Annotated in this window: 13 protein-coding genes; all 13 read left to right on the top strand. The window is 52.4% G+C overall.

The features are described from left to right. Position 1 precedes the first annotated feature (1 nt). A complete protein-coding gene (gene pstA, locus KNP80_RS01180) occupies positions 2 to 913 on the top strand; it encodes a phosphate ABC transporter permease PstA (RefSeq protein ID WP_214717374.1) in 912 nt (303 codons plus the stop codon). Between the two features lie 103 nt (positions 914 to 1,016). Beyond that, the gene (gene pstB / locus KNP80_RS01175) at positions 1,017 to 1,778 is read left to right on the top strand and encodes a phosphate ABC transporter ATP-binding protein PstB (RefSeq protein ID WP_052013661.1); all 762 of its coding nucleotides are present in this window, start codon (positions 1,017 to 1,019) and stop codon (positions 1,776 to 1,778) included. A gap of 15 nt (positions 1,779 to 1,793) precedes the next feature. Continuing rightward, the gene (phoU, locus tag KNP80_RS01170) at positions 1,794 to 2,456 is read left to right on the top strand and encodes a phosphate signaling complex protein PhoU (protein ID WP_021065727.1); all 663 of its coding nucleotides are present in this window, start codon (positions 1,794 to 1,796) and stop codon (positions 2,454 to 2,456) included. 117 nt (positions 2,457 to 2,573) lie between these two features. After that, the gene (locus KNP80_RS01165; RefSeq protein WP_029595247.1) at positions 2,574 to 3,344 is read left to right on the top strand and encodes a DUF4912 domain-containing protein; all 771 of its coding nucleotides are present in this window, start codon (positions 2,574 to 2,576) and stop codon (positions 3,342 to 3,344) included. A 14-nt stretch (positions 3,345 to 3,358) separates the two neighbouring features. After that, positions 3,359 to 5,560: a 1,4-alpha-glucan branching protein domain-containing protein gene (locus tag KNP80_RS01160; protein ID WP_214833413.1), complete on the top strand. Its 2,202-nt coding sequence runs from the start codon at positions 3,359 to 3,361 to the stop codon at positions 5,558 to 5,560. An 84-nt stretch (positions 5,561 to 5,644) separates the two neighbouring features. Continuing rightward, the gene (gene rpmG / locus KNP80_RS01155; RefSeq protein WP_255313299.1) at positions 5,645 to 5,809 is read left to right on the top strand and encodes a 50S ribosomal protein L33; all 165 of its coding nucleotides are present in this window, start codon (positions 5,645 to 5,647) and stop codon (positions 5,807 to 5,809) included. Positions 5,810 to 5,863: 54 nt separating this feature from the next. Next, on the top strand, positions 5,864 to 6,418 hold the full coding sequence (locus KNP80_RS01150; RefSeq protein ID WP_029595249.1) for a 5-formyltetrahydrofolate cyclo-ligase: 555 nt from the start codon (positions 5,864 to 5,866) through the stop codon (positions 6,416 to 6,418). 8 nt (positions 6,419 to 6,426) lie between these two features. Further along, positions 6,427 to 7,167, top strand: coding sequence for a DUF92 domain-containing protein (locus KNP80_RS01145; protein WP_353047957.1), 741 nt, complete (start codon positions 6,427 to 6,429; stop codon positions 7,165 to 7,167). 169 nt (positions 7,168 to 7,336) lie between these two features. Further along, positions 7,337 to 8,293, top strand: a complete 957-nt coding sequence (locus KNP80_RS01140) for an L-lactate dehydrogenase (RefSeq protein ID WP_021065732.1) — start codon at positions 7,337 to 7,339, stop codon at positions 8,291 to 8,293. Between the two features lie 154 nt (positions 8,294 to 8,447). Beyond that, a complete protein-coding gene (locus KNP80_RS01135) occupies positions 8,448 to 9,500 on the top strand; it encodes a rhomboid family intramembrane serine protease (protein WP_214833407.1) in 1,053 nt (350 codons plus the stop codon). A 15-nt stretch (positions 9,501 to 9,515) separates the two neighbouring features. Next, positions 9,516 to 10,538 (top strand): M42 family metallopeptidase, encoded by a 1,023-nt coding sequence (locus KNP80_RS01130; RefSeq protein WP_214717357.1) that lies wholly within the window; start codon positions 9,516 to 9,518, stop codon positions 10,536 to 10,538. Beyond that, complete coding sequence (locus KNP80_RS01125; protein ID WP_021065735.1) at positions 10,535 to 10,729, top strand: YqgQ family protein; 195 nt, start codon at positions 10,535 to 10,537, stop codon at positions 10,727 to 10,729. The genes KNP80_RS01130 and KNP80_RS01125 overlap by 4 nt, the downstream gene beginning before the upstream one ends. Positions 10,730 to 10,821: 92 nt before the next feature. Continuing rightward, positions 10,822 to 11,784: an ROK family glucokinase gene (locus KNP80_RS01120; protein ID WP_029595252.1), complete on the top strand. Its 963-nt coding sequence runs from the start codon at positions 10,822 to 10,824 to the stop codon at positions 11,782 to 11,784. Positions 11,785 to 11,969: the final 185 nt, after the last annotated feature.

The following is an 11,969-nucleotide window of genomic DNA, read 5'->3' as shown; positions in this document are numbered from 1 at the left end:
TATGGCATTGCCGAACAGTGAGTTCAAGAATACGAAGAACTTGATGGACCGTGATTCCGTTTCACAACGGATTAAACGTCGTCTCCAATTAAATGAAATCTTTAAGTACGTCTTTTTAGCAGGACTCGTCTTTGCCCTGCTCGTATTATCGACGTTGATTTATGACGTCGTCTCTAAAGGTGGCGGCTGGGTGAACTTGGACTTCCTCCGCAACTTCCCATCCCGTCGTCCGGAACAGGCCGGTCTCTATCCAGCCTTGATCGGGACGTTATGGTTGATGTTCCTCATCGTGCCGATGGTATTTATCGTCGGTGTTGGTGCCGCGATTTATCTTGAAGAGTACGCGCCAAAAAACCGTGTCACGTCATTTATCGAAGTGAATATTTCGAACTTGGCTGGTGTTCCGTCAATCGTTTTCGGATTGCTCGGGTTGACGATTTTTGTGCGTGTAATGGAACTCGGCAACTCGATTATGGCCGGTGCCTTGACGCTTGGGCTGATGAGTTTACCGATTGTTATCGTCGCGTCACAAGAAGCGCTCCGTTCCGTCAAGATGGAATTGCGCCACGCGTCGCTCGCACTCGGAGCCTCGAAGTGGCAGACGACGTTCAACGTCGTCTTGCCATCGGCGATTCCAGGGATTATCACGGGAATCATCTTGGCCATATCGCGAGCAATCGGGGAAACAGCCCCATTGATCATGGTCGGAGCGGCGACGTTCATTTCGACGACGCCGAGCAATGTGTTCTCTGATTTCACAGCGCTCCCGATTCAAATCTACAACTGGACGAGCCGTCCGCAAGCCGAATTCCAAAACTTAGCCGCTGCCGGAATCATTGTATTGATGACGATGTTGATCATCATGAACTCGGCTGCCATCTATATCCGTAACAAGTACACGAACCGACATTAAGTCATAGCAGTAAACGAGGAGGACTCTCGAGATGATGAAACAAAAAGAACTCAAAGGAGATCATGAAGTGAATACAACGACGACTCAACCGAACGAAACGGTGATGCAAAAAGAAAGTGCCTATGTCGTGAACAACTTGAATTTATGGTATGGCGACGATCAAGCGTTGATCGACGTCAACCTCGACATCAAGAAAAACGAAGTGACGGCCATCATCGGTCCGTCGGGTTGCGGGAAGTCGACGTTCATCAAGACGTTGAATCGGATGGTAGAGCTCGTGCCGTCTGTCCGTACGAACGGTGAAATCTTGTATCATGGTCGCAACATCTTTGACCGCGATTATAAAGTCGAAGATCTTCGCACGTCGGTCGGCATGGTGTTCCAACAGCCGAACCCGTTCCCGAAATCGGTGTATGACAACGTGGCGTACGGGCCACGTACACACGGCATCAAAAACAAAAAAGTACTCGATGAAATCGTCGAGCGCTCGCTTCGCGGCGCCGCGATTTGGGATGAAGTGAAAGATCGCTTGAACGAGAACGCCTATGGCCTCTCGGGTGGACAGCAGCAACGTCTCTGCATTGCCCGCACACTCGCCATCGAACCGGACGTTATCCTCATGGATGAGCCGACGTCAGCGCTCGACCCGATCTCGACATTAAAAGTCGAAGAGCTCGTCCAAGAGTTGAAAGAGCAGTACTCGATTATCATTGTCACGCACAACATGCAGCAAGCAGCTCGTGTATCGGATAAGACGGCGTTCTTCTTGAACGGAGAAGTCGTTGAGTTCGATGCGACCGATAAAATCTTCTCGAATCCAACGGACAAAAGGACTGAAGATTACATTTCTGGCCGGTTCGGTTAAGAAGGGGAGACAATCATGGCACAAAATCGCACATTTTTTGATACGAAGTTAAACGAATTAGAAGACAAGGTCGTTCGCTTGGCGAATTTGACGATGCGTCAAACGGCTACGGCTATCGAAGTGCTTGAAAAACATGACCTCGTACTCGCTCAGACGGTCATCGACAACGATAACGAACTCGATGACCTCGAGCTCGAAATCAATGACGAGGCGATTCTGTTGATTGCGAAACAACAACCGGTCGCGACCGACCTTCGTCGCTTGATCGTGACGATGAAGTCGGCGACAGACCTTGAACGCATCGCGGACTATGCGACAAACATCGCCAAAGCCGTTGCGCGCATCGAGCACGTCCCGTACGTGTTAGATATCAAGCCGCTCAAACAGATGGCCGAGCAATTGATTGACATGCTCGAGCTGGCGACTCGTGCTTATCGTAAAGGCGAGGTCAGCCGGGTGCGTGACTTGAACGAGATGGACAAAGTCATCGATGACTTGAACTTGCAGGTCATCAAACAATACATGGGATCTGTGCCGACGATGGCTGTCGGGACGAACGATGTCTATGAGTTTTCGAACATCGCACGCTATTTAGAACGCATGGGCGATCACGTGACAAATTTCGGGGAACACCTCATTTTCCTCGAAAAAGGGAAACATTATGATTTAAACCAGTAAGAAGAGTGGTAAAGAACAACAGACCAGTTGTTCTTTACTTTTTTTTGTGCAGGAATTCACGGGTTGGAGGCGAATAGTAGAACACATGGATTTTTTTTAGGAAGGGAGCCACAATAGATGGAAGAGAAAATCGTTTCCTTGAAACAACAAGGACTAACGTTAAAACAGATTGCAGAACAATTAGACATGCCAATCGGGAAAGTCCAGTACGCTTGGCGCAAATGGCGTTCCCAACACGGTGAACCAGCCAAGCCGGTAGCCGCCGCTCCAAAAAGAAAGACCGAAGGGAAGAAAGCAATGACACCGAAATCGAAGCAAGTACCCGCCTCATCTGGGACGCAGGTCGCTTCGACGCTGCAACATGAGCTGCCAGTCCAATCACCGCTGTTAGATAAAGGTCCAGACGGATTCTGGAAGCTCCCAGACCGCTACGATCAAGATGTGATGCATGCGGTCGTTCAATCGCCGAACGCGGTCTACGTCTTCTGGGAAGTGTCGGACAGCGTCAAAGAGACGTTGTCGATGCAGTTCATGCGTCCGTGGGAAGATTTGCCGAAGGCGTTCCGGATCCTCGACGTGACATTGCTCGATTACGCGAGCGGACATGCGAACCGGTCGTATACGTTCGAATTGCCGGAGATGACGAACAGCTGGTTCGTTCGACCGCTCGATCCGAACACGACGTACGTGTTCGAGTTTGGGATTCGGACGATGGAAGGGGAGTTCCTTCCGTTGCTCGCAACTTCACCGATCGACACGCCACGGGCGGAGCCGGCCGGCCATGGTCGTTTCGCCGAACCGGTTCGACGTTGGCAATACGGGGAAGTCGAGTCTCCTGAACTGCTCGACACGCTACCTAAATATTCTGCATACCGATTCGTGCGCTGAGGAGGATTTATTTGATGAAACCAGGTTATTTTTCACTCGTCCTTCATGCCCACCTTCCGTACGTGCGACATGAAGAGAAACATCGCTTAGAAGAGAGATGGGTGTATGAAGCCATCTCCGAGACATATATTCCGATTCTTTGGCAAGTCGAGCGTCTGCAAAAGCCGCTCCATTGGACGGTCAGCATTTCACCGCCCGTCGTCGAGATGCTCGCCGATCCGCTCGTCCAAGACCGTTACGTGGAACATTTGGATGAGATGCTCGAATTGATTGGCATCGAACTCGCTGAAGAGCGGAGCGAACCAGAAATCGAGACGCTTCACTTTTATCGTCAGCGCTACATCGATTTGAAAAACACGTTCCTGCATTGGGAAAAAAACTTGAACCATGCGTTCCGTACATATCGTGAGCAAGGGTTCATCGATATGGTCACGTGTACGGCGACACACGGCTTCAACCCTCATTTGTTCACGGAACAGGCCGCTCGCGCGGAAATCCGTACCGGCTTGAACTGTTTCGAGCGTCATTACGGGTTCCGCCCGACCGGAATCTGGTTACCGGAGTGTGCCTATACCCCGGGTGTCGACCGCATCTTGTATGAAGAAGGTGTCCGCTATACGTTCGTCGATGAGCACGCCTTGCTCGATGCCGATCCGACGCCGGACAAAGGCATCGGGGCACCGGTCTACTCGCCGCATGGCGTCGCTTTGTTCCCGCGTGACCAAATCATCTCCGGGAAAATTTGGAGCTCGATGATCGGGTATCCGGGCCATCCTGACTATCGCGAGTTTTATCGTGACCTCGCCTATGATCGTGACTGGACGTATATCGAAAAGTTCATGCACCCGGAAGGCATTCGTTTTGATACAGGCTTGAAGATGCACCGCATCACCGGCGACACGGATGAGAAAGACTATTATGTCCGTGCCTGGGCCGAACATCAAATCGACAACCACGCCCTTGATTTCGCACAGACGCTCGAAGGGCATCTCGAGGCCCACGGTGGACAAATGTTCCCGCCGTTCCTCGTGACGGCACCGTTTGACGCCGAGCTGTTCGGTCATTGGTGGTTTGAAGGACCTGAATTCCTCGGAAAGGTCGCCGAGCGGCTCGAAGAGTTCGGGATTGAGACGATTACGCCAGCGCTGTTCCTCGAGCGCCACTTCCAAGACCTCGAGACGGTCCACGTCTCGATGAACACGTGGGGACGCAAAGGCTATGGTGATGTGTGGATCAACGAGCGCAACGAGTGGATGCTCCGTCACTTGCACATGATGGAGACACAGCTCGTCAAAGACGTGGCCGATTATCGTCACGCTTCACCGCTCGTCGATCGGGCGCTCATTCAACTCGTGCGACATTACGTCCTCGCCGTATCGAGTGACTGGGCCTTCATCCTCGACGGACAGACGACGGCCCAATATGCAGCCGAACGCTTCCGCGAGCACACACGCCTGTTCGCTGAGCTCGAGACCGCCCTGTATCAAGACAAGTTATCGGATGAACTGCTCGCCGACCATTATCGCGCGTATCCGTTCCTTGATGATGTGGACATTGACATTGACACGTTCCTGTCTCCGCACGACTATTACGTGACTGAGGAACGTGGCAGTGAAGGCGAGGCGATTCTCGTCTTGACGCCAGAATATACAGGCAACGTCGTCGGTGATCTCGGACGCCGTGTCATCGACGAGGTCGAAGCCCGGGCGGCGGAAGGCGAGACGGTGTACGTCTTGACCCCGTTCAAGGAAGGGTTACCGGAGTATGAACGTCACAACCACGTCCACGTGTACCGCGTCCGTCTGACGAGCCCGTTCTTGGAGCACGTGATGAACCAAGTCGCGGCCCAAAACGTGGCATACGTCAAACTTGCGCATGAGCTCGTGGCCAAAGTTCCGTTCAAAGCAATCCATCAATTTGATTGGATGACGATTCCTGCGGCACGTTCGCTTGCGAAAGCACTACAAGTTCCGTTATACTCAACTATGTTGTCCTTTGAAACGACCCGCAATCCGCACGGACACGGCGGTCTGTTCGATGCGATTCACCGAATCGAGAACAGCGTCCTCGCTGAAGCCGACACGGTGTACATCTGCGAACAACTATCGACTGAGGAAGTCGGAATGCGCTATGCGATTGGTGATAACGTAAAAACCTGCCTGCCGCTCGATGCTTCGCCATACGGGCAAAAACGTTTGAAAAAGAACACGAAATAACCTTGCTTTTTCAAATAAAAATTGGTAGGATAATTGAGTATGCTTAGACTGTAAAGCAAAAGCACTTGATACAACATTAGTAAGATGGGAGTGAAAGAAATGCGCGTTAAAATCACACTAGCTTGCACAGAAACAGGCGATCGCACGTACATCACGAAGAAAAACAAACGTAACAACCCAGAGCGCCTCGAATTGCGCAAATACAACCCACGTCTCCGTCGTCACACGCTTTACCGCGAAGTGAAATAATGAGACTGGCCGTCACTCATGTGGCGGCCTTTTTTTGAACAAGGGGGAATTGAAGTGATTGAAAAGAAACAACTTCGGCAAGACGTACATCGTCAAATCCGTGAACTCGACGATCGGTCGGACCGGGACCGCGTCATCATACATACATTGACCGAACTGAAGGCGTGGCAAGAGGCGGACACGGTGGCTGTCACGCTCGCCCTCGATTTAGAGATTGATACGTTGCCGCTCATCCGCTTAGCATGGAAGGCAGGAAAATCAGTGTTTGTGCCGAAAGTTACGAAACAGGGACTCACGTTCCATGAGATTCATTCGCTAGAAGACCTCGAGCCGGGCGTCATGAATATATTGGAGCCGACGACTGAAGCGACGATGCGCTCGATTGACGTATGTATCGTCCCCGGCCGCGTGTTTGACCGGTCCGGCTATCGAATCGGATGGGGAGGCGGCTATTATGATCGCTACCTCGCCACGTACAATGGGACGACCATCGCGTTGGCCTATGACGTTCAACTGCTCGATGAGATCCCGATTGAGCCACACGACATTCCTGTCGAATTCATCGTGACGGAAAGGGAAACGATTTTATGTTCGCCATCTTCGTTGTAACTTGTTTGGTGGCCTTTGCCGGCTATCGATTGCGCTCGTTGACCCGCTCCGGTGCCGTCTTAACGGTCGTGACTGGGACGGTCATCGGCTACGGTTTCGGTTGGTTCGGGCTCTATTTACTCGGTGTCTTCTTCTCGACATCGTCGCTCGCCTCGAAATATCGTGCCCGGGACAAGGCGCCTGTCGATGAGATTGTTGAGAAATCGGGTCCCCGTGATTTCGTGCAGGTGCTCGCCAATGGGGGTGTCGGCATGGTGACGGCGCTTGGAATGATTCTTGCGCCAAACGACGCCTGGTTATTCGCCTATGTCGCCTCGATTGCCGCGGCGACGAGTGATACGTGGGGATCTGAGTTCGGCGTCCTCGCCAAGCAGAAACCGCGCTCGATTCGGACGTTCCGTGAAGTCGAACCGGGAACGAGTGGTGGGGTGTCCGTGTTCGGTACGGTCATGTCGATTGTCGGGGCAACGGTCATCATCCTCGCCTTGCTTCCATTTATCGAGATCGATGTGACGTTCGCGCTCGTCTTGATCGCCCTTGGATTGAGCGGCAGCGTCGTCGACACGTTGTTAGGGGCCACGGTGCAACGGAAATACCGATGCCGTGTGTGCGGCAAGTTGACCGAGAAGAAAATGCATCATCGTGAGCCGGCGGCTTATGTGTCGGGCTGGCGTTTTCTCGGCAATGACGCCGTCAACTTTTTGTCGATCGCCGCGGCCGCGACGATTAGTTTCCTCTTGTTACGATGAGGGTAGTACAGAAAATGTAGATGTTTCAAACGAATGTGAATTTCGTCACAATATCGCCAAAGTGAAAACGGTTTCCTTAGTAGTGAGTGTTTGTGAATGATGTTACAATCTTTATGTAACAGACATAACAAAAACATGAAACAGATTGTTCGAAGGGTGGAGAATCAATATGGAAACATTAAATCATGCAAAAGTAACACGCGTCGCGCTCGTCGGTGCCGGAGCGGTCGGTGCCAGCTTTGCGTACCAATTGACGACAGCAAGTCTTTGTGAGGAACTCGTCATTATCGACATCAACAAATCGAAGGCGGAAGGCGAAGCGATGGACTTGAACCACGGCGTCTCGTTCGCTTCTTCACCGATGCGCGTCTGGGCAGGGGACTATACGGACTGTGGTGCAGCAGATATCGTCGTCATCACTGCCGGTGCACCACAAAAACCGGGTGAAACTCGCCTCGACCTCGTCGAGAAGAACGCCAAAATCATGAAATCGATGATTGGGGACATCATGGCATCTGGATTCGACGGCATCATCATCATCGCCTCGAACCCGGTCGACATCATGACACATTTGGCTTGGAAATACTCAGGTTTACCGAAGCACCGCGTGTTCGGATCAGGAACGGTACTCGATACGTCACGTCTCCGGTACATGCTCGGTGACTATTTCAACGTCGATCCACGCAACTGCCACGCCTACATCATGGGTGAGCACGGAGACACGGAATTCGCGGCCTGGAGCAACGCCCGCATCTACGGGAAGTCGGTCGAGCAGTTGCTTGAAGAGAACGACGAGTATACATGGGAAGACCTCGAAGACATCTACGTCAACGTTCGGGACGCGGCGTACCACATCATCGAGCGCAAAGGCGCGACGTACTACGCCATCGGCCTCGGTTTGCTCCGTCTCGTCAAGGCCGTGCTCCGTAACGAGAACACGTTGTTGACGGTCGGCGCACATTTAGATGGTGAATACGGCTTGAACGATATCCATATCGGTGTACCGGCCATCATCAACCGCCAAGGAGTCCGTCAAGTCGTGGAAATCGAGTTGTCAGACGAAGAAAAACAAAAGATGCATCATTCGGCAGAAGTGTTATTGAAAACGATGCAGCCTGTCTTATAAAAACGATTACTCGTTCTGTCATGACCGTAGTTGGCTCCCGCCACTACGGTTTTTTTTGGGCAGACGGAAGAGCGGGGCAGATTGGGGCGATGCTCGATTTTGTCGTCCCGCCTAAATTCCTTTAGAATGAAAGTATGGAAGGAGGTGAGCCAACATGACAGAACCAGCTTGTTTTTGGGAAGATGTATATCGTGCCGTCGAAGCAGGAGGACGCATCGAAGGCGTCTTAGAGCCGTCGCGGGCACTTTTATTGTTTGACACGAAAGCGGGGGATGTCTATCACCTCTACATACGGACAGATAAGGCGTGGGCGAACCATGTCGCCTTGGACGTCGAGGCGGTCATGAACTCGTTTCGCTTGGCCCGAATCGGCCGAGAGAAGCTCCATGTCCACATTTATGGGGACCCGCTCGTCGATGAAGAGCGTCTGTCGTCGCTCACGTTCCCGATTGCGGCAAAAGTGAAGCTCGAGATGCGGCCGTGCGCCGAAACGGAAACGTCATATCGCCCGCGTGCAGTCGCTCTCGACCAACAACGAAAAAATGAACTGAAGCAACGGTTCGCCTTTGGGAAGCCTCAGTTCGTCTACGCGATCATGTTTGTGACGTTCCTCGTCATGTGGTTCGCCGAATCAATCGGCTCGACGCTCGATCCGAACACGCTCATCCGCTTCGGTGCGAAAGTGAATCCTCTCATCGACGAAGGAGAATGGTGGCGTCTGATCACACCGATGTTTCTACATATCGGTTGGTTCCATTTCGCCATCAACATGTTCGCGCTCTGGTCACTCGGCCCGCTCGTGGAACGAATGTACGGGTCGACGCGTTTCGCCACCATTTATCTGTTGGCAGGTGTCATCGCCACGGTCGCGTCGTATGCGTTCAGCGAAGCCATCTCGGCCGGCGCGTCCGGGGCATTGTTTGGGCTTGTCGGCGCACTGCTCTATTTCGGACTTCGCGACCGCTCCTTATTTATGAAGACACTCGGCCCTCCACTGTTTATTATGTTAGGATTAAACGTGGGACTCGCTTTCGTCCTTGGCGCTAGTTTGGACCATTCCGCACACGCGGGTGGACTCGTCGGGGGCTTTCTGATGGCGGGAGTGGTCGGCTTACCGGATGAACACGTGAAGAAACGTCGCTTGCTATTTGCTGGGCTCGTGTTCGTGGCGTCCGGCGCATTATTTTGGCTCGGCTACAATCGATGACAAAGGAGTAAGAGTATGATTGAAACGTTGAAGCAATTGGTTGAAATTCCAAGTCCGTCCGGGATGACGGACGAGGCGATCGGATTCGTCGAACAAGAACTGACTGCACTCGGGATCCCCACGAAACGCTTGAACAAAGGAGCGCTTCTGGCGACATTTGAGGGCAAATCGGATCGTGCCCGTCTGTTGACGGCCCATGTCGATACGCTGGGCGCGATGGTGAAAGAAATCTTGCCGAGCGGCCGCTTGCGCTTGACGCAAGTCGGCGGATACGCCTGGACCGCAATCGAAGGGGAGAACTGTCTGGTTCATGCCGAGACGGGTGCGCCGATTGAAGGAACGATTCTCATTCATCAATCGAGCGTTCATGTCTATAAGGACACGAATAGCGCCGAACGGACGGCGTCAACGATCGAAGTGCGCTTGGACGCGGACGTCCATACAGCCGAAGACGTGAGGACCCTCGGTATCGAGGTCGGGGACTTCGTCTCGTTCGACCCGCGCTTCCGTCAGACCGACGCCGGTTATATCAAATCACGTCATCTCGATGACAAGGCGTCCGTTGCCATCTTGCTCGATTTGGCGAAAGATCTGGTCGGGGCGGAGTTGCCGCACCCGGTCCATTACTTGATCTCGAACTATGAAGAGGTCGGGTTCGGGGGCAATGCCGGGATTCCCAAAGCGGTGACTGAATATATCGCTGTCGATATGGGTGCGCTCGGGGACGGCCAACACTCGGACGAGTATACAGTTTCGATTTGTGCGAAAGATTCGTCAGGCCCGTATGATCTCGGGTTGCGCCGTCAATTCACCGCGTTATGTCGGGAACATGACATTGCCCATAAAGTCGATATCTATCCGTACTATGGATCGGACGCATCGGCTGCAATCGGAGCCGGCTACGATGTGCGCCACGCGCTCGTCGGACCAGGCATCGAGTCGAGCCATAGCTATGAGCGGACGCATCTCAAATCGCTCGAAGCGACGCGGGAACTGCTGTACCGTTTCGTGCTCACCACGATGGAGGACGAACGATGAAGAATTTTTATGACGTCCAGCAATTTTTGAAATCGTTCGGCACGATCATTTATATCGGGGAGCGCGATGCCGAGATCGGGCTCATGATGATGGAACTCGATGAGTTGCATGCGGGCGGAATGATTGAACAACGGGAATATGACACGGCCAAGATTATTTTGACCCATGAATTGAAAAATTCAAGAGATTGACAGAAAACCCCTAGTGCAAAGGTTTGCACTAGGGGTTTAATAGTGTAAACTATGGGATGAAAGCGATTTAATCGAGACGAGGAGTGGAACACATGAAGTGGTTATTAGGAATCGACATTGGTGGAACGACGGTGAAGATGGCCGTCCTCGATATGAACGGGATTATTTCTGACAAGTGGGAGATTACAACGGATATTCGTGAGAACGGGGTACATATTCCGACTGATATTGCCGCTTCATTCGAAGCCTATTTAGAAACGTCGGGCAAAGCGAAGCAAGATTTCGCAGGAGCGGGCATCGGGGCACCAGGCTTCGTCAATTTTTCAGAGGGTGTGGTCGAATATTCACCAAATATCGGCTGGAAAAACTTTGCGCTCGTCAGCGAGTTCGAGAAAGCGGTCGGTTTGCCGGCCGTCTTAGAAAATGACGCCAACGCTGCCGCACTCGGTGAAATGTGGAAAGGGGCAGGCGAAGGCGCGTCAGAATTGCTCGCCATCACGCTCGGCACAGGCGTCGGCGGCGGTGTCATCACGAACGGCAATATCGTCCACGGGGCTGCCGGTATGGCTGGGGAGATTGGCCATATCACGGTTGAGCGTGACGAGTCGAAAGCCGTCATGTGTGGCTGCGGCCGTAAAGGTTGCATCGAGACGATTGCTTCGGCTACAGGTGTCGCCCGTCTGGCGCTCCAAAAACGTAAAGGTCGGACGACGTCATTGAACGAACTAAACGAAGTGACGGCACGCGATGTATTCGAAGCGTATAAAGCGAATGATGTCGTTGCGACAGAAGTCGTGAACGAGATGACCGAATATCTCGGATTGACGATTTCGAATATCGCCAACACGTTGAATCCGAAGATGATTGTCATCGGCGGAGGCGTCTCGAAAGCACGCGAAGCACTCCTCAAGCCGCTCGATGAGCAATTCAAACGGTTCGCCCTCGAGCGCGTCTATGCGTCGACGGCGTTCAAAATCGCGGAACTCGAGAACGATGCGGGTGTCATCGGTTGTGCGTGGCTCGCTCGTAAACACTTTATCCCGACTCGTGTATAACGTTTGTCCATGTACGCCTGCGATTTGACGCAGGCGTGTTTTTTATTTGGAACGGGTATGGGATAATGTAAAATTTGTAATGACGGAGTTGATTTTTTGTTAAAAAAGGGGTAAGATTTGGACTTGATACCGGACTGTTATCGTACGTGAAATGGATAACAAGCCAATTGGACTTATAAAAAATA

The organism is Exiguobacterium sp. E4787, assembly GCF_018618375.1.
Taxonomy (GTDB): Bacteria; Bacillota; Bacilli; order Exiguobacteriales; family Exiguobacteriaceae; genus Exiguobacterium; species Exiguobacterium chiriqhucha.
Note: the sequence above shows the minus strand (reverse complement) of the source record. Positions and strands in the feature narration are given on the sequence as shown.

Bases quoted from the DNA above. Each gene is read 5' to 3' on its own strand.
- pstA (WP_214717374.1), top strand. From the start codon at position 2: ATGGCATTGCCGAACAGTGAGTTCAAGAATACGAAGAACTTGATGGAC.
- pstB (WP_052013661.1), top strand. From the start codon at position 1,017: ATGCAAAAAGAAAGTGCCTATGTCGTGAACAACTTGAATTTATGGTAT.
- phoU (WP_021065727.1), top strand. From the start codon at position 1,794: ATGGCACAAAATCGCACATTTTTTGATACGAAGTTAAACGAATTAGAA.
- KNP80_RS01165 (WP_029595247.1), top strand. From the start codon at position 2,574: ATGGAAGAGAAAATCGTTTCCTTGAAACAACAAGGACTAACGTTAAAA.
- KNP80_RS01160 (WP_214833413.1), top strand. From the start codon at position 3,359: ATGAAACCAGGTTATTTTTCACTCGTCCTTCATGCCCACCTTCCGTAC.
- rpmG (WP_255313299.1), top strand. From the start codon at position 5,645: ATGGGAGTGAAAGAAATGCGCGTTAAAATCACACTAGCTTGCACAGAA.
- KNP80_RS01140 (WP_021065732.1), top strand. From the start codon at position 7,337: ATGGAAACATTAAATCATGCAAAAGTAACACGCGTCGCGCTCGTCGGT.
- KNP80_RS01135 (WP_214833407.1), top strand. From the start codon at position 8,448: ATGACAGAACCAGCTTGTTTTTGGGAAGATGTATATCGTGCCGTCGAA.
- KNP80_RS01130 (WP_214717357.1), top strand. From the start codon at position 9,516: ATGATTGAAACGTTGAAGCAATTGGTTGAAATTCCAAGTCCGTCCGGG.
- KNP80_RS01125 (WP_021065735.1), top strand. From the start codon at position 10,535: ATGAAGAATTTTTATGACGTCCAGCAATTTTTGAAATCGTTCGGCACG.
- KNP80_RS01120 (WP_029595252.1), top strand. From the start codon at position 10,822: ATGAAGTGGTTATTAGGAATCGACATTGGTGGAACGACGGTGAAGATG.